The organism is Elusimicrobiota bacterium (assembly GCA_016721625.1).
Classification (GTDB): domain Bacteria; phylum Elusimicrobiota; class Elusimicrobia; order FEN-1173; family FEN-1173; genus JADKHR01.
On record JADKHR010000001.1, the window covers coordinates 1,297,353 to 1,320,921 of the forward strand.

General features: G+C 59.7%; 23 protein-coding genes and 1 pseudogene. 11 read left to right on the forward strand and 13 right to left on the reverse strand.

Translation table 11 applies throughout. The annotated features are described in order from the left end of the window. The first annotated feature begins 46 nt into the window (after positions 1-46). Positions 47-1,342 carry a hypothetical protein gene (locus tag IPP35_05470; protein ID MBL0058546.1) on the forward strand — a complete coding sequence of 432 codons (1,296 nt, stop codon included), beginning with the start codon at positions 47-49 and terminating at the stop codon, positions 1,340-1,342. Between the two features lie 460 nt (positions 1,343-1,802). On the opposite strand, the gene IPP35_05475 is transcribed toward IPP35_05470, so the two are convergent. Next, positions 1,803-2,495 (reverse strand): hypothetical protein, encoded by a 693-nt coding sequence (locus tag IPP35_05475; protein MBL0058547.1) that lies wholly within the window; start codon positions 2,493-2,495, stop codon positions 1,803-1,805. A 48-nt stretch (positions 2,496-2,543) separates the two neighbouring features. Next, positions 2,544-2,849 carry a hypothetical protein gene (locus IPP35_05480; GenBank protein ID MBL0058548.1) on the reverse strand — a complete coding sequence of 102 codons (306 nt, stop codon included), beginning with the start codon at positions 2,847-2,849 and terminating at the stop codon, positions 2,544-2,546. A 162-nt stretch (positions 2,850-3,011) separates the two neighbouring features. On the opposite strand from IPP35_05480, the gene IPP35_05485 reads away from it, so the two are divergent. Both IPP35_05485 and IPP35_05490 read left to right on the forward strand, forming a co-directional pair. Beyond that, on the forward strand, positions 3,012-3,686 hold the full coding sequence (locus IPP35_05485) for a hypothetical protein (protein MBL0058549.1): 675 nt from the start codon (positions 3,012-3,014) through the stop codon (positions 3,684-3,686). Between the two features lie 3 nt (positions 3,687-3,689). After that, the gene (locus IPP35_05490) at positions 3,690-5,051 is read left to right on the forward strand and encodes a M23 family metallopeptidase (GenBank protein ID MBL0058550.1); all 1,362 of its coding nucleotides are present in this window, start codon (positions 3,690-3,692) and stop codon (positions 5,049-5,051) included. Here the strand turns inward: IPP35_05490 and IPP35_05495 are convergent. From IPP35_05495 to IPP35_05525, 7 genes are all read right to left on the reverse strand, one after another. Continuing rightward, positions 5,048-5,554 carry a hypothetical protein gene (locus tag IPP35_05495; protein MBL0058551.1) on the reverse strand — a complete coding sequence of 169 codons (507 nt, stop codon included), beginning with the start codon at positions 5,552-5,554 and terminating at the stop codon, positions 5,048-5,050. The genes IPP35_05490 and IPP35_05495 overlap by 4 nt on opposite strands. A gap of 224 nt (positions 5,555-5,778) precedes the next feature. Continuing rightward, entirely contained in the window at positions 5,779-6,507 is a 729-nt protein-coding gene (locus IPP35_05500; protein MBL0058552.1) for an oxidoreductase, read from the reverse strand. A 139-nt stretch (positions 6,508-6,646) separates the two neighbouring features. Continuing rightward, positions 6,647-7,399 (reverse strand): hypothetical protein, encoded by a 753-nt coding sequence (locus tag IPP35_05505; protein MBL0058553.1) that lies wholly within the window; start codon positions 7,397-7,399, stop codon positions 6,647-6,649. Between the two features lie 25 nt (positions 7,400-7,424). Continuing rightward, positions 7,425-8,204 (reverse strand): hypothetical protein, encoded by a 780-nt coding sequence (locus tag IPP35_05510; GenBank protein MBL0058554.1) that lies wholly within the window; start codon positions 8,202-8,204, stop codon positions 7,425-7,427. A 2-nt stretch (positions 8,205-8,206) separates the two neighbouring features. Beyond that, complete coding sequence (locus IPP35_05515) at positions 8,207-9,433, reverse strand: hypothetical protein (protein MBL0058555.1); 1,227 nt, start codon at positions 9,431-9,433, stop codon at positions 8,207-8,209. Positions 9,434-9,596: 163 nt separating this feature from the next. Beyond that, entirely contained in the window at positions 9,597-9,896 is a 300-nt protein-coding gene (locus IPP35_05520; protein ID MBL0058556.1) for a Dabb family protein, read from the reverse strand. 3 nt (positions 9,897-9,899) lie between these two features. Further along, a complete protein-coding gene (locus IPP35_05525) occupies positions 9,900-10,139 on the reverse strand; it encodes a hypothetical protein (GenBank protein ID MBL0058557.1) in 240 nt (79 codons plus the stop codon). Positions 10,140-10,467: 328 nt separating this feature from the next. On the opposite strand from IPP35_05525, the gene IPP35_05530 reads away from it, so the two are divergent. The 4 genes from IPP35_05530 to IPP35_05545 all read left to right on the forward strand — a co-directional run bounded on the left by IPP35_05530 (position 10,468) and on the right by IPP35_05545 (position 14,235). Then, the gene (locus tag IPP35_05530; GenBank protein ID MBL0058558.1) at positions 10,468-11,073 is read left to right on the forward strand and encodes a penicillin-binding protein activator LpoB; all 606 of its coding nucleotides are present in this window, start codon (positions 10,468-10,470) and stop codon (positions 11,071-11,073) included. Between the two features lie 74 nt (positions 11,074-11,147). Beyond that, positions 11,148-12,539 carry a hypothetical protein gene (locus IPP35_05535; protein ID MBL0058559.1) on the forward strand — a complete coding sequence of 464 codons (1,392 nt, stop codon included), beginning with the start codon at positions 11,148-11,150 and terminating at the stop codon, positions 12,537-12,539. A 19-nt stretch (positions 12,540-12,558) separates the two neighbouring features. Beyond that, complete coding sequence (locus tag IPP35_05540; GenBank protein ID MBL0058560.1) at positions 12,559-13,581, forward strand: LPP20 family lipoprotein; 1,023 nt, start codon at positions 12,559-12,561, stop codon at positions 13,579-13,581. 102 nt (positions 13,582-13,683) lie between these two features. Then, a complete protein-coding gene (locus tag IPP35_05545) occupies positions 13,684-14,235 on the forward strand; it encodes an LPP20 family lipoprotein (protein MBL0058561.1) in 552 nt (183 codons plus the stop codon). Between the two features lie 222 nt (positions 14,236-14,457). On the opposite strand, the pseudogene IPP35_05550 reads toward IPP35_05545, so the two are convergent. Together IPP35_05550 and IPP35_05555 are read right to left on the reverse strand one after the other, a co-directional pair. Next, positions 14,458-17,168 (reverse strand): annotated as a pseudogene (locus IPP35_05550) (pyruvate, phosphate dikinase). A gap of 159 nt (positions 17,169-17,327) precedes the next feature. Continuing rightward, positions 17,328-19,490, reverse strand: coding sequence for a thioredoxin domain-containing protein (locus tag IPP35_05555; protein ID MBL0058562.1), 2,163 nt, complete (start codon positions 19,488-19,490; stop codon positions 17,328-17,330). Between the two features lie 116 nt (positions 19,491-19,606). Here IPP35_05555 and IPP35_05560 point away from each other — a divergent pair, with 116 nt between their 5' ends. The 4 genes from IPP35_05560 to IPP35_05575 all read left to right on the forward strand — a co-directional run bounded on the left by IPP35_05560 (position 19,607) and on the right by IPP35_05575 (position 22,581). Further along, entirely contained in the window at positions 19,607-20,185 is a 579-nt protein-coding gene (locus tag IPP35_05560) for a sigma-70 family RNA polymerase sigma factor (protein ID MBL0058563.1), read from the forward strand. After that, complete coding sequence (locus tag IPP35_05565; GenBank protein MBL0058564.1) at positions 20,182-20,433, forward strand: zf-HC2 domain-containing protein; 252 nt, start codon at positions 20,182-20,184, stop codon at positions 20,431-20,433. Before IPP35_05560 ends, IPP35_05565 begins: the two co-directional genes overlap by 4 nt. A 2-nt stretch (positions 20,434-20,435) precedes the next feature. Next, a complete protein-coding gene (locus tag IPP35_05570; protein MBL0058565.1) occupies positions 20,436-21,908 on the forward strand; it encodes a glycosyltransferase in 1,473 nt (490 codons plus the stop codon). Between the two features lie 211 nt (positions 21,909-22,119). Beyond that, positions 22,120-22,581, forward strand: coding sequence for an arsenate reductase (glutaredoxin) (locus IPP35_05575; GenBank protein ID MBL0058566.1), 462 nt, complete (start codon positions 22,120-22,122; stop codon positions 22,579-22,581). Between the two features lie 7 nt (positions 22,582-22,588). Here the strand turns inward: IPP35_05575 and IPP35_05580 are convergent, their stop codons facing one another. Next, positions 22,589-22,957: a response regulator transcription factor gene (locus tag IPP35_05580; GenBank protein MBL0058567.1), complete on the reverse strand. Its 369-nt coding sequence runs from the start codon at positions 22,955-22,957 to the stop codon at positions 22,589-22,591. A 152-nt stretch (positions 22,958-23,109) separates the two neighbouring features. Then, on the reverse strand, positions 23,110-23,565 hold the full coding sequence (gene atpC / locus IPP35_05585; GenBank protein MBL0058568.1) for an ATP synthase F1 subunit epsilon: 456 nt from the start codon (positions 23,563-23,565) through the stop codon (positions 23,110-23,112). Positions 23,566-23,569 lie beyond the last annotated feature (4 nt).

The window sequence follows — 23,569 nt, forward strand, 5'->3', positions numbered from 1 at the left end:
CCGGAGTTCTCCCCCGCGCTCCCCCGCCACTCACCCAGAAAAGGGCATGGCGCTCGGAATCGTCGTCGTCCTTCTCTTGGTTTTGTTGATCCTCTATCCCTTGATTCTTCGGCGCGGAACCGAAAACGCGAAGTCAACCGTGAAGGAGGTTCAATCCGCCAAAGCCCAGGCGCTGGCCGAAGCCGCGGTCAATCGAGGCCTATGGGAACTGCAATCCTCGGGCGTTATGTTTTCAAGCGCCGTCGCGGGGATTCCGTTAACCAAATTCAACGACGACTTCGAATTCCACGATCTAGGCGAAGGGAGCTACAAGATCAAAATTTCAACCGACCCCGGCGGAAACATCGTCATCCTCGGAAAAGGCCTTGAAAAGTCCGGCCAGACATCCAAAGCGCTCCAATCCACCCACCAAATCATGATGGGAGCTGTCTGGAGCATTCGTCCAGTCATCAATGGGATTGGCTACCCATTGATGCCCTGGGGCGTTCATTGGGGCCCGATTTTTTCAAACGTCGCCATCGGAAACAACACCTTTCTAGAGTCTTTCCCGCGAAAGTATTGCCGGGGTCGTATTCCGGACCGGGATCCAAGCATGGAAAACCCCCCGAACACGGACAATGTGGAATGGTGGGATTATTTGACTTCCCTCGAACCCCCGACCGTGGACCTGGATTACTATCGAGACAAAGCCAAAAATTCAACGGTTTTAGCGCCTCCTTCTTTACAGTGGAACGTGGTTCCGGCCATCGCCAATCCTCCAGGGTCCGGTTACTTTCCAAAATCGGCCAATGCGGGGACAAGCGTGGCGCTCCAACTCGCCTCCATCCTTTCGCCAACGTCGGTGATTTTTTTCGACGATGATACGGGCGGGGGTCTAAACTCCTTTGCAAACTTTGGCTTTATCGAGGCCGAGGCCCTCCTTTTCAATGGTTTTTCGGATATTTATTTTAGTAACAACATCGGAACCGTTGTGGCCACCATACCCGTTACCGCCCCGCTGGAATATCGGGCCGACCCGACCGTTTGGACGAACGCGAATCCCCCTGGAACGGGAGGAGGCCCCTCCTTCGATTCCGCCTTTACCTTAAACCGACAATACACCCTTAACAATGTGGGCCTTGTCGGGTTTCTCTACTCGGATGGGAACGTGTGGGATGTCCTTTCAGGGCCCGTCGGGGGCAAGAAAATCGTCGGGGGCGTCATCACGAGTAGATTTGGGGGAACCATTGCCCAAACCGGGGTTTCCGTTTTTTACTCCCCCGAGATCATGGCGAAGGTCCGCTACAAAAAGCCTCCCCCGCTCCGATTGATGTCGCGGCGAAATATCAGTGTCCCTTACTGAGCCTCTGGTTTAACAAACATTTAAAGCGAAACAATGATGCTATCAATGAAAGGGGCCCCCTTTGGGTGCGGGGGGGCACCATTTTTTCGGTCGCCTGCGCCCGCCCTTCGCGTTGCGGCGGACTGGTTAGTTGACGTTTATGAAGGCCGACTCCGCGGCACGTAGCTCCCGGCCGAACAACCGAAGAAAGTAGTTCCTACCAGGGCCGGTCCAGAGTTTCTCCAGGAGGTGAGATCCCGAGGCTTTCTCGCGGAGCGTCAAGCAACCGTCTATCACCCCTTGGCAGGAGAAAGTAGATTGGTCCACCAATCCGGTTTCTTGGGTTGTTAACACAAGGGCGGCTCCCGACAATGACGCCCGGCCAACGCCCACGAGGCCCGGTAGCGCCCCCCCGCCTATCCAGGATCGGGTCCGCATACGGAGGCGGTATAAGGTGGGAACGATTTTTTTTCAAACCCTGTTAGTGGCCGATCAGGTTGAGCCCCAATTTAACCACCGGAATCAGGAGGAGGAGCCAGAACGAAGCGCTCCAAAGGAGGTTCCAGGAAGGAGCGCCGCGTTGCAATACCGTCAACCCTTGCACAAACACCACCTCGCAGGCCCCGTTTCCCGTATCGTATCGAGTGAGGCTCGAGTTTCGCCAAAACTCCGGTTGGGCGGCGTCTTGGTAAGCCACGAGGCGGCCCGTGAGGTGGATTTGGTCCCCCACCCTCAGTCGCGCGATGTCGGTGCGCAGGGACTCCTGATCGGTGATCAAGTGGTTATTGGACACTTCGGAGGGCCGGAGGTTCACTCCGTCCGGGTAACGCCAATTGCAAGTCCAAGGACCGTTCCAAAATTTCACTCGATGGAAGTCGTCGGTGGCGACGTTCTCCCCCCAGATGACGCAGACGTCTTTGGTGTCTAGGGATTTTCCGTTGTGATAGATGTCCGCCAGACCGGTGGTGTGGTTGTGGCTCACGACGAGACCCCACAAATCATAACGGGCGAGAGGTTGAACGTTGTAGGGCCGGCCCTTATATGAAAAAGCGAACCGCGTTTCCCCGGCCTCCCTTTGCGTGGGGGACTGGCAGAGTTCCTGGCGGATTTCACTGGCCGCCGGCAGACGGCCCTTCTGGAACCAGGCGAGCGGAGCGATCGCCAAGGCGGCCAAGAAAATGACGTTTAACCCCCCCTGGATTTTCACAGAGGCGGGACGAACTTAAAGGCGGGCAAAATACCACCCCCCGAGGGCCAGAAGCAAAAGGATCAAAAAAACGTCCACCAACAGCCGGAGAGCCCCGACGTCCGAACGCAATTTTCGGATTTCGCGCTCATGGGCGAGCATCAGTTCCTGGGCGTTGTCCCGCCATTCCTCCAGCTCGTCCAATTGCCGCCCGAGAGCGGCGGGGGTGGCCGCGGGCTTTTCTTTTACCGGGCGGGTTTTTTTGTTAAAGAATTTTGAAAAAACCGAGCCTGCGCCCGCCCCCACAATGGGGGAAATGATGGCGGTAATCCATTCGATCACGGCGTCCTCCTTGTATGGCTTTAGTATGGCGCCAAATTGTGGAGCGCGCCAGGGGGGCTTGAAAAAAGAGCGTTCGGGGGATAGGCTTAAGGGGCCGGCGCCCGAGGAGGGCCGCCCCGGGCGCACTCGCGTGCCCCTTGGGCAGTCTCCCAGGAGGACGCCGTGTCGAAGGAGCGGGTGGGTCACAGCCGTCGGACTTACGGGTCGATCGGGCTCGCGGGAGGCGTGGCGATTTGGTTGGCCCAACCCTTCCTCGGCCCCGCCCTCCTGCACGCCGAGGCCCCCCCCGCCCCGTCCGAAACCGCCCAGACGGAATTCCGCCCGCCCAACGTCTCGACCCAGACCGTGAGGAAAGATCAGCGTTTCCTGCAGAAAACCGTGACCGCCCTCGCCTGGCCCTTCCGTCCCGTGAAAGATTTCTCAGACGCGGCCTTCGAAGGCCTGTTTCGGCTGTTCCCCTCCGGCCAGAATTTACCGAGCCATCTTAAAAACAAACGTCATTGGGATTACCCATGGCCTTTTCACCGAATCCCGCGGGGCTGGACCACCTTCCGATGGGGAAAACCAAAGATGCTCCTGGGAAACCAGGTGAGCCAGGAGGAGGGAAGCCCCAAACCCATCGGAGAGCCCGGCAGTTTCCAGTTTTCCCGGTATCCCGACCTCCCGATTCCCCTCTCCTGGTTGCCGCTCTACCTGGCGGTGACCACGTCCGGCGGAACCCACTTCCGCCTAGGCGCCCGCTGGGATGACGTGGACGCCTACACCCAATTCCCCTCCGTGGCGATCAAACACCTGGAAAAAAAACGGTCGAAGGACGCCCCTCCTCACCAACAATAGAAAATGGCACGAAGTTTTCTTGACAGTGGGCCGCCGCCTCTCTATAATCTTTTCGTGCAACGGTGGGGACGGATGCTCTTTTCGGAGCAAGGAGAACTGAAAGAATCAGCGCGGTTGGGGCTCTGGGTGATGGGGCTCTCCGGCGCGGGGGTTCTCTGTCTTTGGCTTTTGGCCCGCAGGTCCCCCGCCGCAGGCGCGTCGCCGCCCCTCACGGCTCTCGCGCCGACGCCGGTGGAGGCGGCCCGTTTCGTTGTCACAGCGGGGACCTTCACCCGGGGAACTCGGCTTTTCAATATTCTGCGCGGCGCCTCCCTTTCCCCTCAACGATCGCAAAGCGTCGTTTCAGCCCTGGCCAAGGTTTTGGATCCCCGCACATTGAAGGAAGAGGACCGCTACGAAGTCCGGCACAGCACCTCCGGAGAGTTCCAAAGCCTTTCGGTGGTGCGGAAACTGACGCGCTTCGTGGTGGAGGCGGCGCCGGGGGTTCCTTTCTCCTCCCTCGCCGACGGAAGAGCGGAGTCGGCCCTGGCCGCGAGGAAGGAACCGATCCCGCTCACCACCCAGGAAAAAACGGCCGCGGGGACCCTGTCCGACTCGCTGTGGCTCTCTCTGCGCGCGCGCGGGCTCGAACCGCCCGTGATCGTGGAACTGGCCGACATTTTCGCCTGGAACATCGACTTTTTGACGGAAACCCGCGACGGAGACCGCTTCGCCCTCGCTTGGAAAGAGGACCGGACCCCGGACGGCCGTCTGGTGGAGGTGAAAATCCTCGGCGCCATCTACGACGGAAAAGTCACGGGCCATCACCGAGCGACGCGTTTCATGGAAGACTACTACGATGAAAAAGGCGTTTCTCTGCGGAAGGCTTTTCTCCATGCCCCGCTCAATTTTCGCCGGATTTCTTCGGGGTTCACCAACCGCCGTTTTCACCCGATTCTCCGCCAATGGCGCCCCCACCACGGCACGGACTACGCCGCGGCGAGCGGAACCCCCGTGGTTTCCGTCGGCGACGGGACCGTTCTTTTCCAAGGGAGGTCCGGGGGATTGGGCAATTTGGTGAAAGTCCGACACAACGCGACCTACACCACTTATTACGGGCATTTATCCCGGTTCGCCAAGGGAGTGGGCGCCGGAACGAGGGTCCGGCAGGGACAAGTGGTCGGTTATGTGGGGTCCACGGGGCTCTCCACGGGACCGCACCTCCATTTCGAGGTGCTCAAGAACGGGACGACCGTTAATTTTCTAACCTTGAAAATGCCGGCCATGGGGTCGGTGCCGAAAGGACGGATGAAAGCCTTTGAACAAAAGCGCGACCAGGTCCTTCCTCCTCTCGAACAACAGCTAGCCGTCCTTTCGAAAAACTAAAAGCCCACCGCCGCTGAAATCTCCTGAACCGCCGTCCGAAGCTGGGCCATTTTCTTGCTGACGTTCCCAAAAGCCCGAAGATGTCCCTCGTCAAAAACCAAATGCATCACTTCTCTGTATTTCCAAGGAGCCTGAAATCCCCGGGGGCGGAGAAGTTCCCATTGGAACCCCCTCCCCAAAAGCAGTTCCCCGCTCCAGGGGACAAAGGTGTTGAGATCCGTGTAGAGTAATCCCGGACGCCCCCCTGGATCTTCTTCCTGAATCGGGCTTTGACCGGCCAGAACAGGCGGGAGCCTTTGGCGGGTCCAGTAACGGAGTTCCGTTATTTGAAGGTCGTCGCCCACGAGACGATAACCGGCCAAGGTCCCCCGCTGGCAACCGGTATGGGGAGCGTAGGGTTCCAATCCCCACCCCAAAGCGGACAAAGGCCGATGGGGGGTGCACCGGGCGACATCGTATTCTCGCCCCTCGAAGAAAAACCGATCGGGAAGTTGAGCGCTCATTTTGTTTCTCCCTTGACCAAAGGTCATTAGTATAAGGACACGGTGTGTCTCATTTTGTTTCATCCTCACCGAGACCCTCCGCACCTCACTATGCTGCGACACTTCGGCCAAACGCCTAAACACGATGATTTTCAATGATTATTGGTTTAAGCGGTGGACGGAAAGGGGAAACAGAGGAAACCCTATCCTCTTTTTAGGGCTTGCGGAAGGGAAGAAAAGCCGGGTTAGTCGTAGCGTTCGAAATAGATTTGTTCTTTAGGAACGTTCAGGGAGAGAAGCCGGTCGTTGACGGCCGTGATCATATTATTGAGGCCGCACATGAAAAAACTTTTTTCTTTCAGGTTTGGAACGAAAGCGGCAATTTTTTCCTGTACATACCCGCGCTCGCCTTTCCAATTCGTGTCGCGGCTCAGGGTAAAGAGCGGATGGAAACGCGGATTTTTTTTGGCCAGGTCTTCCCATTCCGCGCGATAGAGGATGTCCGGCTCGTAGCGGTGGCCGAAAATCAAATACAGTTCCCGAGGCGAGTTTCGGTGCACCAAGTCATGGATCATGGCCCGGAAAGGAGCCACGCCGGACCCCGTGGCGATGAACACGAAATCCCGGGACTCGTCTTTTATTAAGAAGTGACCCAGCGGCACCATGCCCTGGATTTTGTCCCCCACCTTCATGTGGTGGAGGTAGGTGGAAGAAATGCCCCCATCCACCAGAGTCACGCAGAGTTCGAAATAATCTGTGTGCCAGGGGGAAGAGGCGATGGAATAGGCCCGCCGCCGCACGCCGTCCGCGTGGGGAATGAAGAGTTGGGCGTATTGCCCGGCGTGGAACTTGAGCGTCTTCCCCGGCGGGAGGGAGAACCGTAAATGCTTGTCGCGGGGAGCGATGTCGCGGGTCTCCACCAGGGTCAGGTCGTAGGTGTCAAAAGCGCGCTTGCGTTCCGGGGTGTCCGACATGGAAACTCTCCTTCTTTCTGGAATCCGCAGATAACTTTATCGGACCGGAAGCGATCCCGCAAGGGGGTTCGGCTAAAGGTAAAAACCATAACCACCGAAACCAACGGGGCCTCGCGAGGAGGACCGATCAGCCTAAAGATCAGTCGAGGCGGATTTCCTTGACGGTGTAGGAAAAGGAACGGGAAAAAGCCGCGTCTCGCTGAAAAACGAAATACCGAAAAACGCCATCGTCTTCCGGAAGGACATAGATTTCTTCGTCCAAATCCAGGGCCTTCTCGCGCGCGGGCGCCACGCCGAAGATCACCTGGGTTTGCCGGAACGCCGCGTCCCGCGCGTGGAAGCGCCCGTAACGCCCGTTGGGGGAAAGGGTCAACTCGTGGATCTGGGCGCGGGGTTCGGAACGAAAGAGGACCTTTCCCGTCTGAGTTTCGCGGGCCACCGCTCGGACACCCGTCTCCCGCCCTTCGTTTCGACAGACGAGGAGGACGGTCTTTCCATCATCTGAAAAACGCAAGGGATCCACCTCGCTGAGTCCCTCCGCCTGCCAAAGAGAGGTCCCCGTTCCGTCGTAGAAGCGCACAGAGGCCAAGCCTTCCGCCCCGTTCGCACGAGGAACGGACGGAAAGGTCACCACGGCGGCGTAGTTTCGCCCGGGGGAGAGGAACGCCGCGTCTTGTTTTTGAACCCGGTTTTCCACCGCGGGATCGGAGGAGGCCGATCCCCCCGACTCGGACACGAGGGGAATTCGTTTGACCAGCTTTCCTCGGGCGTTCCGAAACGCCACCGTCCCGGCCTCCACCGATATCCGGGGTTTCACCGCGCCCTGGGCCGGCCCGACCAGGAGGGCCCCGGCGAAAAAAACCATTCCCAAACCGGCCGAACCTTTTTTCATTGGCTCTCGCTCCGTCCGAATAGGCCTAAGAACCGGTCACCCGCCGGCTTCGGGTGGCGAAATCCACGTTGTCTTTTAACCAAAGGAAGAATTTCTCCTGCTGCTCCACCGGCTTCCCGGCGTCCCAGGTGGAGGGATCCTTCCAATAGGTCATGACCGCCGCGTCCTGGGTCCACACTTTGACCCTTCGACGGGGCACCTGGTCCTGCCACCGCCTCCCCGTCTCCGCGTCCGTATACAACAAGCGCACGGTCACGTTCCGGGAAAGGTTTTCCAGCGGCTCCAGGGAGATGGCCCCGTAATTCGGCTTTTGTCCGCTCACGGCCGACTTGCCGTCCGAAAGCATGACGATGGAAATGGGCCGGAGCACCAGGTTCTTGTTCCGCACGGTTTCCGCCACCTGTTCAAAGAAGGCGTTGAAGTCCGTGAGCGGGTTGGTGTTTTTCTTTGCAAACAACTCCCGCAATTGCTTTTCAATTTCCTCGACGGATTTTCCCTGGACGGTTTGTTTCGGGAAAAAGGTCTTCGGTTCTCCGGGCTTGGCCCCGCCGATGGAGGCGATGAAGAGCGCGTCCGGGACCTCCAACCCTCCCGCCCCGGTCAAGTGGGCGTAGAGGTAGCGGGAGAGAAAGGCGAGCGCGTCATCGAAGTTCGGCCCGTGGACGAAGGACCCGCTGATGTCCACGCCGACAAAGAGGGCCAAGCGGGGCCGGAGGGCGCCGCCCGGCTCGGGCGCGCAGGCCGCCAAAACCAGGGCCGCGGTCAAGGCCGCCGCCCCGCGCCGCCACATCGATGTTCGGGCCATGGCTATTCCTCCCCCGGGGAGGTCGTGAGTTTCGCCCGGGACACCGTGTGGAGCCGGGTCCGGGAATGGGCCATTTCATCTATGCTCTTGAAAGGAAGATCGAAGAGGTGTTGACCGGCGATGGCCAAGGTCAGGAAGTTGATGGCCGCCCCGATCACCTGCATGGGCGGAATAATGAAGGCGCCGATGACGGCCTCCCCCTGTTTCTTCAGTTCTCCCAGCTCGTCCCGAATTTGCTGGACGAAAGCCAGGGTGATGGCCAGGGCCTCGGCTTCCTCCTTGGGTTTTTCCCCCTTCTTCCCGGACTGGACCCCCGCGCCGCGGATCATGGACATGAGGGTCGGGGTTCCGTGGGAGGCGAACAGAAACCACGACACGCCGCGCACGCCAAACCAGGCCAGCCCGGCGATGGAGAGCGTGCCCACGATCCCCATTTCAAACTTCCCCCCGGAATGTTGGGCGAACCAAGGGACGAGCGCGTCGACGAATTCCCGGTAGAGGAACATCACTTCAACGAACAGCACCACCACTTCGATCAAACCGATCTTGATCATGCCCCCGATGTTCTTGGCTTTCATGTTCTCGGTCCAGGTGGAGAGCACCGCGTAGCTCCCGAGCACGATAAAGAGGAGAAAGAGGAACAGCGGCACCCGCACCATGGCCTCCGTGAGGTCCTTGCCGGTCATGTTGCTGAAGGTATCCAAAACCAGCGGGGTGGTGACGTAGGTGAAAATGGTCGCCTCCAGAAGGCTCCAAAACACCGTCAACGCCACCGCGATCCAGGGCGTGCCGGGGCTCAACATGTTGTCCCCGATGGCCCGGATCACCCGGAGCGGCAGAAGAAAGAGGTCCGTCAACAACGTCCACACCCCCAACACCGCCAAGCGGGCCACCGCGTAGAGATACATAAAGAAGACAAATACGAAGTGGAACATCCCGGCCCAAAAAGCGAGCACGGCCCGGCCTAAATCCCACCAGGTCATGAGGAGCGCCACCAGAAACTCTTTTCGTTTCTGGCGGAAGATCGAGGCCAGAACGCAAAAATTGGTCACCCAGAGCGCAATCAAAAGCGCCCCGCCCGGCATCAAGAGGAAGAGAAGTTTCGGCACCCGCCACCCGAGGGCATCCCCGGCGCCCCAGAGCCATTTCAACAAAGTTTCTTGAAAAAAGACGGGGTAAAGGAAGGCGGTGAGAATGAATTTCGTTATTCCGTTCGAACTTTCAAACATGGCGGCCACCTCGGGGCACAAGGATCCGTCGCTTCGATCGCTGACGGAGAACACGAGCCGTGCGGTTTTCTTTGCGGACTCAAAAAACAGAGTCCCACCGGCACCGGGCCAGTATAGCCCCGGGTCGCTCAAATTTCAATGACTTATTGGAAGGGAAGGAAAGTTAAAGAATCTCGTAATCGAGGGCCAGGACGGCCTCGCTCACGGGTTTCACGTATTGCTCCACCACGGCCACATGGGCCGGATGGACGACGTACGCCTCCAGGGCCGGCCGGTCCTTGAAACGAACGACGAACCCATGGGTGTAGCCTTGGGCGCGGGCGGAGAAGTTCACCCCCGCCGAAGCCTGAAGGATTCCGGGAATACGGTCCCGAAGAGCCAGGAGGTTCCGAAGAAGCGCCTCCTTCTGAATTTCGGGCGCATCGGATTTAAGTTTAAAAAGGACGACGTGTTCGACGGCCATGGATCAGGCCTTCCAACGCCGCGGGAGGTCCGCCGCGGGCCGCGCCGGCGCGCGCACCGTGGCGGGCTGGGGCTGGGGTTGGGCTTTCGGGACCGCCAGCATCTCGTTCAGCAATCGCCGCAGGTACCGCACCTCGGCCTCCAACTCGCCGATCCGGGCCGCTTTGGCCTGGACGGCTTGCCGCATCAATTCCTGCTCCGCCAACCGCAGATCCCGCACATCTTCTTCTTCCAGGACGTTCATCGCCATCACCTCGCTTGGGTTGCTCCACCTACTTACCTCACATTCCGAAAATTCGCCAGGGGGGGCCAAAAAAAAACCCGCTGTCGGGAGACAGCGGGCGTCGGGTTTCCTGAATCTTCAGCGAACTTTTTAGAAGGATCGCCTCCCCGACACCCCTGCCCCATGAATCGAGGCGAGGCCCCAACGGGTATAAACCCGGCGGGCGCACATGGTCATCGGCTTGAGGAATCCTTTTTTCATAACGGGCACATTGTAGCATGGACCGGGGCCCTTGCCAAGGGGAGGTTTATGGACTAGACTTTCGAACACATTCTTTAGGAGGAACGTCATGATCCCAAAACATCGCTCGTTCGTCGTCATCGGCCTGACCGGCTTTTTTGCCGCCTGCGCCACCACCCCCAAAGTCACCCGCGTCGACGTCAACGAAACCATCGATCTCTCGGGAGATTGGAACGACACCGATTCCCGCCAGGTGGCGGAGGAAATGGTGAAAGACTCCTTGGCCCGGCCGTGGTTGGGCGAATTCCAAGCCGACAAAAAAGTGAAACCCCGCGTGATCGTGGGACTCGTGGGCAACAAGAGTAGCGAACACATCAACACCGAGACCTTTGTGAAAGACCTGGAGCGGGAACTTACCAATTCCGGTCAAGTCCGGTTTGTGGCTTCCAAGGAACAGCGAGAAGAGATCCGGGAGGAGCGCACGGACCAAGCGAAAAACGCCTCGATCAAAACCGCCAAAAGCATGGGCCAGGAATATGGGGCCGATTTCATGTTGAAAGGCCAGATCAACACCATTGAAGACCAGGCGGGCAAACAACAGCTCAAATATTACCAGGTTGAGCTGGAAATGATCGACATGCTCACCAACGAAAAGGTTTGGATCGGCCAGAAGAAAATCAAGAAGACCGTCATTTACCGGAAGAACAAGTTTTAACCGAGCCCGACCGGAACGCCCGCTCTCCCGGTGGGAGAGCGGGCCCCGGTCCCTCGCCTAGCCCTTCCCCTCCCGTGCGCGGCCCCCGCCCGCTCTTCTTCGTCGCCTTCCTCCTGGTGGGTTGCGCCACGACGCTGACCCTCCGTGACCTGAACAGCTACGTCCTCAAAAATGAGTTCGCCCCCGCCGCCGAACAGGTGGAAAAATTAAAGACCGGCTACGGCGAGAAGAACGCCCTTCTTTATTACTTGGACCGGGGGATGCTCCTCCAGTTGGCGGGCCAATACGCCGACAGCAACCAGGCCTTGGAAAACGCCAAGCGGACCGCCCGAGACCTCTACACGAAAAGCCTCACCGCCCACATGAGCACGTTCCTCATCAACGACCTCATGACCCCCTACTACGGGGAAGACTTCGAGCGAGCGCTCATCCATGTGTTCTCCGCCCTCAACTACGCCGCGCTGGGAGACGGCGAAGGGGCCTTGGTGGAATGCCGCCAAGTGGACGTGTTCCTCCGGTCCCTTCGATTTGAAGGACAGCGGAACGCCTACCAAGATGACGCCTTCGCCCGCTTCCTGGCCGGACTCCTGTATGAAGACCGGGGCGAAACGAACGATGCCTACATCTCCTACATGAAAGCCCTCGAAGCCTACGACGCCTACGGCGGGTTTTACAAAACCCCCCGCCCCGAGGGGTTGGTGGAGGACGCCCTCCGGACGGCGCGCCGCCTGGGCTTCTCCGATAAAGTCGCCGAGATCCAGCGCCGGTGGGGAGGAACGCCCCCCGCCCCCGCCACGGCGGGTACCGGAGAGCTCGTGATCCTCCACTACGCCGGCCTGGGGCCCGAGAAAGTCGACTCCTTTTTTGAAATCAGCGTCTATAACGGCTGGCCTTATGTGGAACAGGTGAACGCCAAGACCCAAGACGATACCCAGGTGGAACAGGCCCGGGCGGTGTTCCGGTCCCTGGCGGCGGACAAAATGATCCGCGTGGCTTTCCCCAAATACAACCGCCTGGCCGCCCGAATTCAATCCGCGGAAGTTCAATCCGATTCCGTTGTTTCCCGGACGGTTCTGGTGGAGGACGTGGGCGCCATCGCCGTGAAGAATCTGGAGGACCGGATCGTCCGCATCCGGGCCCGTGCCATCGCTCGGGCGGTCACCAAATACCTCCTGGCCCAAAAAGTCAGCCAGGCCGTGGAAAAAAACAATAACGAGAATTTGGGGTTTCTGGTCAAAATGGTGATGCAAGCCGCCTCCGCGGCCACCGAGGTGGCGGACAAACGGAGCTGGCGCACCCTGCCGGACCGAATCCTCATGGCCCGCCTGACCTTGCCGTCGGGGAGCCAAAACATCACCCTTCGCTTTTTGGACTCTTCCGGAACCACTGTTGAAACCCGCGAAATCAAAAACGTGCCCGTGACCGCCGGCCGAAAGTCTTTCCTAATCGTTCGAACTGCGTTATAATGAGAAAGGAGGAACACCCATGATCCACCCCCCCCGCTGGACCCTAACTCTACTCTTTCTTGCCTTTTCCTTGCCGCTCGCTGCGGCCCCCAAGAAACCCGACTGGGTGACCGGGCCGGACCCCAAGTATCCGGAAACGAAATACGTGACCGGGGTCGGCATCGGCGCCGATCTTGACGCCGCCCGCTCTAATGCCCGGGCGGAGATCGCCCGCACCTTCCAGGCCCGGGTTCAACAAACCCTCACGGACCAGCAAACGGAATCCTCTAGCTCTGTCGGAAAAAGGCGGAGCGCGGCCCAGGGGACCCAAAAGAGCGAAATCAACACCCAACTGACCACGGACACCTTGCTGGAAGGGGTGGCCATCGTCGAAACCTATTTCGATAAAAAATCGAAAAAGAGCTATGCCCTTGCTGTTTTGGATAAAGTCGCCCTCCGGAAAACCCTTAGCACCCAAATCATGGAAAAAGAACACGATCTCTCCGCCGCGAAAGCCAGGGCCGACGCGGCCACCACCCCATTGGAACGAGCCCGCGCCCTCTCACTGGCGTTGGAGGCGGCCCGCGAGCGGGACGCCCTATCGGCCCGGCGCCGCGTGGTGGACCCCGCCGGCATGGCCGAGTTGCTGGGCGGGACAACCGCCGAATGGCAAAGCTCTCTTGATAAAGCCATCGCCGCCATTCCGGTTTCCGTTCAGGCCGAAGCCCCGGAAGGCTCGAAATTGCGGGAGGTGGTGGTGGCCCAAATCAATGGGGTCGGTGTTTCCATCTCCAACGCCAGCGAGACCGGCCTGGCCGTGAAGGCCAAACTATCGGTGGCCCCCTTTGAACGAAACGTGCCCGACTGGACCTTTTTCCAATGGTCGGGCACGGTGGAATTGACGGACCTCGCCACGGGAAAAGTAGTCGCCAGCGCCTCCCCGGACGGAGTGGAGGGTCACCTCACCGTCAACACCGCCCGGGCAAAAACCCTGGCCGCCGGAGAAATCGCCCTGGGCCAAGAAGCTGCGAAGTTCCTGAGCGCCCATCTTTTCGGGCAGTAGCCCATTTCCCTCTCCCGCCTGCGGGAGAGGGTGGCCGTAGGCCGGGAGAGGGGCCTTTCCCTTTCCGACTATTTCGAGTCATATTTTCAAGGAGGAACCAAAATGTCAAAAAATGCTCTGTTACGTAAAACTGTTATGGCGGTGGTTGGTCTCGCGCTTTTCGCCTGCGGGGGCCCGAAACGGCCGGATTGGATTATGAAAGGCGCGGGCGCTTTTAAGGATAAAACCAAGACCTTTTACGGCGTGGGCGTGGCGGAAGGGATCCAATCGGAAGCGCTTCGGCGCACCACCGCCGATAACCGGGCCATCGCCGACATCTCGAAACAATTGAGCGTCATGTCCACCAGCCTCATGCGCGATTACCTGTCCAACACGTCGATCCCCGCCGAAAAGAAAGCGAACGAAGAGCAATACATCGAGAACACCGTAAAAACGTTCACGGACAACGTTCTTTCAGGCGTGACGGTGGTTGATCGCTACCAGGACAAAAGCGGAACCCTCTATTCGCTTGCCTCCCTGAACATCGACCAGTTGAAAGACTTGGCCGACAAGGTCCAAGGCCTCTCCGCCGGCGTCCGCGACCACATCAAAGCCAACGCCGAATCCGCCTTCGACAAACTCTCCGAAGAACAGTCCAAACACTCCGACAAATAATCCCCGTCTCTTTCCTAAAACCGCCGGTGGCCTCCCCAGGCCCCCGGCGGTTTTTTGTTAAGGGGTTTCCCAAGGTTCCGGAATTCCCCCCCCGACTTAGGTTCTAAAGCAAGGGGGCTCCAGAACGTTCTCCTGTGAGTTCATATCTCTGCGGGGCACCCCAAAAAATGCGGGGCGGCCTCTTTTGGGAGGCCGCCCCGCTTGGGTGAAACCTGTTTCGAACTATTTCGAGGTGTAGGACTTTCCCGTTTTGTCCTCGATCACGGCTTGGGCGGCCGCCAGGCGGGCCACCGGAATGCGGAAGGGGCTGGCGGAGACATAGTTCAAACCCGCCCGGTAGCAGAACTTGACCGAGGGGGCGTCGCCTCCGTGCTCGCCGCAAATGCCGCATTTCAGGTCCTTGCGGGACTTTCGGCCCTCTCGGACCGACATCTCCATCAGCCGTCCCACGCCGGTTTGGTCCAGCGTGGCGAAGGGATCGTCGGTGAAGATTTTTTTGTCCAGGTAGACCTTCGTGAAATTCCCGGCGTCGTCCCGGGAGAAACCGAGGGTCATTTGGGTCAGGTCGTTGGTGCCGAAGGAGAAGAATTCCGCCTCTTCGGCGATCTCGCCGGACGTCAAGGCGGCGCGGGGCACCTCGATCATGGTGCCGAGGAGATATTTCACCTTCACGCCGTATTCTTTTTGAACGGCGTCCGCCACCCGGCGGACGATGGCGGTCTGGTCCTTCAACTCTTTGACGTTCCCGACCAAGGGGATCATGATTTCGGGGAACACCGTCACGCCTTCCTTCTTCAACTCGCAGGCGGCGGAGAGGATCGCCCGCACCTGCATTTCCGTGATTTCCGGATAGGTGATGCCGAGCCGGCAACCGCGGTGGCCCAACATCGGGTTGAACTCATGGAGCGCGTGGGTCTTTTGAAGGATTTTTTCCGTCGGAATTCCGATCTTCCGCGACAGTTCCGCGGCGTCTTCCTTCGTCTTCGGCAGGAACTCGTGGAGAGGGGGATCCAGGGTCCGGATGGTGACGCCAAACCCTTTCATCTCTTTCAAGAGGCCCTTGAAGTCGTCTTTCTGGAAGGGCAAGAGTTTCTCCAGCGCTTTCCGCCGTTCTTCTTCGGTATCGGCCAGAATCATCTCCTGCATGAAGGGCAGGCGGTCGGGCGCAAAGAACATGTGTTCGGTGCGGCAGAGCCCGATGCCTTCGGCGCCGAGCGCGCGGGCCATGATGGCGTCCCGAGGAATGTCCGCGTTGGCGCGGACCTTGATCTTGCGGTAGGCGTCGGCCCAGGACATGACGGCCTTAAAGGAATCGAACAGAGGGGACTCTTTTTCCGCCAATTCACCGCGAAGAACCCGCACCACTTCCGAGGGGAGGGTGGGCACTTGGCCCGTGATCACCTCGCCCGTGAACCCGTCGATGGAGAGGAAATCCCCCTCCTTGACCTGGCTCCCGTTAACCGATAGGGTGCCGGCCACGGTGTCGATCTTTAAAACGCCACAGCCCACGATGCAGGGTTTGCCCATGCCGCGGGCCACCACGGCGGCGTGGGAAGTCCGGCCGCCGATGGCGGTCAAAATGCCTTCCGCCACGACCATGCCTTCGATGTCGTCGGGATTCGTCTCGGGACGGACCAGAACCACGGGCCCTTCTTCGACATCTCTACCGCCCGGTCAGCGGTGAACGCCGCCCGGCCCGTGGCCGCGCCGGGACCGGCGTCGATGCCCTTGGCCAAGAAGCGACCGCCCTTGACCGCCAGGGTTTTTTCCTTGCCGTCAAAAACCGGCGCCAGTAGTTGGGCGATCTGGTCGGGCTCGATGCGGAGGAGAGCTTCCTCTTTGGAAATGAGCTTTTCCTTCACCATGTCCACCGCCACCTGAACCGCGGCGATGCCGGTGCGTTTGCCCGTGCGGGTCTGGAGCATAAAGAGCGTGCCCCGTTCGATGGTGAATTCAAAATCCTGCATGTCGCGGTAGTGCTTCTCCAGCTTGGTCGTGATCTCCCGCAGCTGTTTGTAGACGGCGGGCATGTCTTTTTCCAATTCCTTGATGGGCTTGGGGGTCCGGACGCCGGCCACCACGTCTTCGCCCTGGGCATTGGTGAGGTATTCGCCGAAAAATTCCTTCTGGCCCGAGCTCGGGTTGCGGGTGAACCCGACGCCGGTGCCTGAATCGTTCCCCATGTTGCCGAACACCATGGCCTGGACGTTGACGGCCGTGCCGATTTCCTCGGAAATCTTGTTCAACCGGCGGTAGGTGATGGCGCGGGGGTTGTTCCAACTCCGGAAAACGGCGTTCCGGGCGTCTTCCAGCTGTTTGACGGGATCCTGGGGGAAGTTCTTGCCGGTTTCGTCCTTCACCAGCTTTTTCAGCAATTCCACGACGTTTTTGAGGTCGGCCACGTTCAGTTCGGTGTCCAGGTGCACGCCCCGCTTCTGTTTAACGGATTCCAACACTTTCTCAAAAGCGCCTTTTTCGATTTCCAGAACGACGTTGCCGAACATGGAAATGAACCGGCGATAGGCGTCCCAGGCGAACCGTTCGTTGCCTGTTTTCTCAGCCAAACCGAGGACCGCTTCGTCGTTCAACCCCAGGTTCAAAATCGTGTCCATCATTCCCGGCATGGAAAACTTGGCGCCGGATCGGACGGAGACCAGCAAAGGATCGGAGGAGGACCCGAATTTCTTGCCCAAAGCCTTCTCCAGCTTCGCCATGGCTTCCTTCGATTGGCCGGCCAGCTCAGGGGGAAGTTTCTTGCCTTTGGCGTAGTAATAGCGGCAGGTGTCCGTGGTGATGGTGTAGCCCGGAGGAACGGGAACTCCCGCGCTCGACATTCCGGCCAACCCCGCGCCTTTTCCGCCCAGAAGATCTTTCTGAGTTCCGTTTCCCTCCGCCTTGCCGTTACCAAAAAAATAGACGTATTTCTTTGCCATACGAGTGGGACTCCTTAATTTTCCGGTTCTTTGCGATTGAACTCGGGGGTTGCGCGCGATAATAGAAAAGGCGGAGCCGGAAACTCGGGCCCCGGGCGGCCTTCCGTTGGAAAGCCCCGGCGCGATGAAGACAACGTTACCAAATAACGGAGGGGAGGGTCAACGAGGGGGGGGGCCTTTCGCCTGGAATGGGTCTTCCGGCTTATCCAACCCCCGCTCCAAATCCTCGGGGGTGAACGCCGGGGTTTGGCAGGAAAAGGAATGGCAGAGGAAGGCGGCGGGGCGGCCGCCGACAGGGCCTACGCCCCGCAGGAAGGGGAGCCGTTCGGCCAGTGCAACCTGGCCCGGCCCCCCGTCCGCCAGGATCAGGGATAGATCCGGGAGAAACATTCGGCGCGCCACGGCGAGAAAACCCCGCGTTTCCGGGGACAAGGGGTCCCCCGCGATCACCAATTCCCTGGACGGCCGATCGACTAAAAGAGAGGCCGCCAAGAGAAGGGGGAACGCACGGGGGCCCCCGGAGGCAAAGGCCAGATGAGCCTCGATCATCCGCTGGGCCGCGCGGTGGAAATCCTCCCGCCCCCGGTACCGGGCCAGGCGGAGGAGCGTCATCGCGGCCACGCTGGCCGCCGAAGGCTCCACGTTGTCCCCCTCCTCCCGCGCCCGGAGGATGAGGTGGGGATCATGGTCCGCTGGCGCGCTAAACAACGATCCCGTGGCCGGATCCTGGAACCGGCCCAGGGTTTCCTCCATTAACCGTTCGGCCCAGAAAAGGCGTTCCACCTTGAAATCCGTTTCGTAAAGGTCCACGAGACCCTGGGCCAAGAACACATGGTCGTCCGCCAGGGCCACGATGTCCCGTTTCCCCTCCCGCCACCGGCGGTAGAGCCGTTCCCCGTCCCACAGGTTCCCTTGGATAAACGCGGCCGCTTTTTGCGCGGCCACCCGATAGCGGTCCTCCCCCAAAACCGCGGCCCCGCGGGCGAAGGCCGAAAGGGCCAGCCCGTTCCAGGAGGTCAGGATTTTGTCGTCCCGTAGCGGCCGGCACCGCCGGGTTCGAACCGACAATAACTTCGTTCGGGCCGCCTCCAGCCGACGGGAGGCCTCGTCCAAGGGAATTCCGGCCGCGCGGGCCGACTCTTCCAGCGAGCGAGCTTCGAAGAGGACGTTTTTGCCGGAAAACTCCCCCTGGGGATCCTCCATCACGTTCCCGGCCGATTCCACCCCGTAACGGGCCGAAAAAAGCGCGGCGTCCGGCGATCCCAGGATCTTTTGAATTTCCTCGGCTTCCCAAACATAAAAAGCGCCTTCTCGTTTTTCCCCGCCTTCCCCCGAGCCGGGGAAACTGTCGGCATCCTCCGCGGAAAAAAATCCCCCCTCCGGGTGAGTCAAGTCCCGTAAAAGGTAATCCAGGGTGGAGCCCGCGGTTTCCGCGAACATTCGGTCGCCGGTGAGCTGGAAGGCTTCCAGGTCATTCACCGCCAGTTGGGCGTTGTCGTAAAGCATTTTCTCGAAATGCGGCAGAAACCACCGCCCATCGGTGGAATAACGGTGGAACCCCCCGCCCAGAACGTCGAAGATCCCCCCCCGGGCCATGCCGCGAAGGGTAGACAGCGCCATGGCCTGGACCCGTCGACCCGCATCGCCTCCCACGGCGTCTCCGTAACGAAACAAAAAGGATTGGTTCACCGGCATGGGAAACTTCGGCGCCGCGTAAAAACCGCCGTTGGCCTCATCGTAGGATTCCTCCAGAGCGCTGAAACAGGCCTTCAGCGCTTCCCCCCGGGAAAACCCTTCGGAAGAAACGGCTGGAATCAAGTCATCGCGGACCGCCCGTGTCAGCCCTTCGCTTTGGGCGATCAGGCGCTCCCGCTCCGCGGGGTTCCTCCAGGCTTTTCCAACGGCTTCCACCACGGCGGGCCACCCGCGCCGGCCGTGGCGGTCGGAAGGAGGGAAATAAGTCCCGCCGGTGAAGGGCTTCCCCTCGGGGGTCGCGAAGGCGTTCAGGGGCCACCCCCCCTGGCCCGTCATCGCCCGCACGGCGGTCATGTACAAACGGTCCACCTCCGGCCGTTCTTCCCGATCCACCTTCACCGCGATCAGGTATTCGTTCATGACCGCCGCGATGGCCGGGTTCTCGAAACACTCCCGTTCCATGACATGGCACCAGTGGCAGGTGGAATACCCGATGGAGATCAGGAGAGGCTTGTTTTCCCGGCGCGCGGCATCAAAAGCCTCCTCGCCCCAGGGATACCACTGAACAGGGTTCTCGCCGTGCTGGAGAAGGTACGGACTGCTTTCGCGAGCCAACCGATTGGACATGGCCGAAAATATACCACTTTCCCGGCCCATGCCCCCGTCGTTGCGAGGGAAGCCCGGAATTGATAATCTAGGTTCGTGTATCCCGCCAAAACATCCTGGGGTTCCTCGGCGTCTCGATGAACGATGAGCGCCGTCGGGAATTCAAAGAAAAAGCGCTCCCGCTTTTGGACGAGCTCTACGGGGCGGCCCTTCGCATGACCCGGAACCCCACCGCGGCCGAGGATTTGGTGGCGGAAGCCTTCGCCCGGGCCTGGAAGAGCCTGGACCAGTTCCAACCGGGGACCAACCTCCGGGCCTGGCTCTACCGCATCCTCACGAATTCTTACATCAATATTTTTCGGAAGAAAAAACGTGAGCCGGAAAAAGTGTCCGTGGACGCTTACGAAAAAGTCGACCAGTTTCACCTATTCAACCGGCTCGCCGCCCAGACACCCGCCGGACCGGACCCCGTCAAAGACGTTATCGGCCGAATGACCAACGAAGATTTCCGAAAGGCTCTGGACGCCCTTCCGGAAGAATACCGGGCGGCCATTGTGCTTTTCGATTTGGAAGGTCTTTCCTACCAGGAAGTGGCGGAATCCTTGGACGTCCCCCTGGGCACCGTCCGTTCCCGCCTGGCCCGGGGCCGGCGACAGCTCCAAACGGCGCTCCATTCCCACGCCGTCGACGCGGGTTGGGCGAAGGCCTCGGCGTGATCTCCATCGATCCCAAACATTGGCGCGTGTGCGAAGGGATTTTGGACCGCCTTCACGAATTCCTGAACCGCCGGGAGTTGACGCCCGCCGACGAAGAGGAAATCCGCCAACACCTCAAGGCGTGCCCCCCCTGCGGCGATCGTTTTGAGTTCGAAGAACTTCTCCTGGATCGGCTCCGAAAAGCCGACCCTTGCCGTTGTCCGGACAGCCTGCGCGCCCGCGTCCAGGCGCTCTTGAACCTGGAGTAAGCATGGCGGTTCTGACGCTCAGCCTGTATTTCGGCATCCTCCTTCTATTGTCGCTCTACGGGTTCCACCGCTATTGGATCCTCTATCTTTATTGGCGGCACTACAAAACCGCTCCCCGGAGGGCCGACCCCCCGATCCCGACCCCGTGGCCCCGGGTAACGGTCCAACTCCCGCTCTATAATGAGATGTACGTGGTGGAACGGCTCCTGAACGCGGTTTGCGCGCTGGACTATCCCCGGGACCTCCTCGAAATACAAGTGCTGGATGATTCCTCAGACGATAGCGCCGCCCTCACCGACCGACTGACAGAGGAAAAGCACCGCGCAGGATTTGACATTAAAACCCTCCACCGCGCGGACCGCCGAGGCTTCAAAGCCGGCGCCTTGGCGAACGGGATGAAAACCGCCACGGGAGAATTCGTCGCCATCTTTGACGCCGACTTTTTACCTTCCCCGGATTTCCTGCGGGCCACCCTCCCCCACTTCGCCGACGAACGGATCGGGATGGTGCAAACCCGCTGGGGGCATGTGAACCCCGGCTATTCCCTCTTGACCCGGCTCCAGGCCCTGCTCTTGGACGGCCATTTCGTTTTGGAGCACACGGCGCGGAACCGCTCGGGCGCGTTCTTTAATTTCAATGGGACGGCCGGAGTCTGGCGACGGTCTGCCATCGAAGACGGAGGGGGTTGGAGCGACGATACGTTGACCGAAGATCTGGACATTTCCTACCGGGCCCAAATACGGGGGTGGCGGTTCCTTTTCCTTCCCGAGGTCGTCTGCCCGGCCGAACTTCCTGTGGACATCGGAGCCTTCCGCGGCCAACAACATCGCTGGACCAAAGGCGCCTTGCAGGTGGCCAAAAAAATCCTGCCGTCCTTGTGGCGAAGCCCCCTGCCGTTTTTCGTTAAACTGGAAAGCACCATCCATCTCACCTCAAACGCGGGATACGTTTTGTTGCTGGCCTTTTCTCTTCTGCTCTTCCCGAGCCTCTTGGCTCGCCGGGCGCTGGGCTGGCCGGCCTGGGCGGCGGGGGTGGATCTGGGCGCTTTCTTCCTCGCGGCCCTCTCCGTGGCCCTTTTCTATGGCGTGGCCGATCGAGAGTCTTTCCCGAACCGGGAGATCCGCCTGCGGTGGACGGACCTTCCGGCGCTCATGGCGTTCGGCGTGGGCATGTGCGTTAACAACAGCCGCGCGGTTTTGGAAGCGTTGTTCAACGTCCGGACGGATTTTTTACGGACAGCCAAATACAACATCCGGGACCGGGGGGAGAGTTGGCTGAACAAACGTTATCGAACCATTTCAGGCTCCCTGGGCGCCCTGGAGATGGCCGCGGCCGTCTATTTCGTGGTGGCGCTTGCCTGGAGCTGGACCGCGGGCTACCTCTGGTCCGTCCCTTTTATCGGCCTCTTTTTGGTGGGGTATGGCTATGTGGGGCTCCTCAGCCTTCGCCATGCTTTCTGGCCCGGGAAATGGTAGAATGGTCGTGTCCTCCGGGAACTTTTGTTCCATTTTCGCGTTAGGATGACATAGGTAAACCCTTTTCAAGGAGGTCGCCATGTTCGGTCCCGGCTGTGGTTGCTAGTTGAACGGGGGGATGAAAGCCATCTTTCATTCCCCCGTTTTATTTGGTGCGAACATTTTCTGAGGGCCCGCCAACGGCGGGATGTTTTCATTGCGGGAGGACGGAATGCCGAGGATAAAGGAAAAACTGGGAGATCGATCGTTGGGCGTCGCTAAAGATTTGGGGAAAAGACTGGGGAAGAAAACCTCCGGACATCGGGCCGCGGCCCAGCCCCCTTGGACGTTGTATTACAATCCCCATTGCGGGACGTGCCTCAAGGTGAAGGAACGTCTCGAATCCAGGGGCGTTCAACCGAAAATCGTGGAATATATGAAAGACCCGCTCTCCGTGAAAACCCTCGAGCGGATCTTAAAAAAAATGGGCCTGGGCCCGGCCGCCATCACTCGCTTCAAGGAACCCTTTTGGATGGAAAAAGCGTTGGATCCGGACCGGCTTGGCCGCAAAGAGTGGTTGGAAATGTTGGCGGAACATCCCTTCTTGATTCAGCGCCCTATCGTGGAGACGAAAGAACGGGCCGTCGTCGCCCGCCCACCCGAAGAAACGGATTCCCTCTTCAGCGAACAATAGCTCGGGGTTAGCCCGGAGCGGAAACGAATTGGGGGGTTTTTTCGAACTGGCGCTCGAAAAGGACAGGCTTATCGAAAACGGCTCGGACGCTCGTCATTAACGCTTGAGGAATGGACTTTTTTTCCTTTCCGGAAAAAAGAACCACGGGCGTCCGGCTGGTCTGGGGGCGGGAAAGAAGCTGAAGCAAAACCTCACGCCCGTCTCCTTCGGACCCCTCCAGGTTGAGAGTGATCAGGTCCGGGTGCCAGCGCCCCGCGTCAAAAGCCGCCCGTCCGACGTCCGTCACAAGAAAGGTTTCATAGCCGGCGGATTCCCAGAGCGATCCCATGCGTCGGGCCGTCACCGCGTCTTTTTCAATCACCAGGACCCTTTTCATTTTTTCGCCCCCTTTCATCACCGAGCCTCCTATAAAGTCTACTCAGAGACCTTAAGGGAACCCTTAACGACTTGTAACATTCATGTAACAATTTATGGCTCGGGGGTGGTTTCCGTTTCGCGGAGGGACGTTCCGACTGCCGGTGAAATTTTTTAAAAGGACTTTTTGTTGGGCGCGTTGGAGCGGGGGTTCCGATAGCGGGAGGCCGCTTCGTAGGCGTGGAGGCGAGCGAGCGCTCGTTCCAGGGCGGCGACGGCCGCGGCGTCGCGCTTTTCGTCGGATCCGTGTTTCAGGGCGGCCTTGGCCTTTTCGAGGGATTGGCGGGCCCGTTCGGCGTCGATTTCATCGGACATCTCTGCCGTCTCGGCGAAGACCGAGACCCGGCCGGCGCAGACTTCCACAAATCCTCCTGAAACGGAGAGCAGACGCGGCTCCTCTCCCTCCCGACGAATGACGACCATCCCGGGTCGGAGTTGCGCCAGGAGAGGGGCGTGACCGGGAAGGATCCCCAAAGACCCCTCCTGGGCCGGCACCACCAAAGAGTCCACCTCCCCCTCCCATGCTAGGCGCTCAGGCGTTACGATGGAAAAGGGGATTCGTTTAGCCACGGGC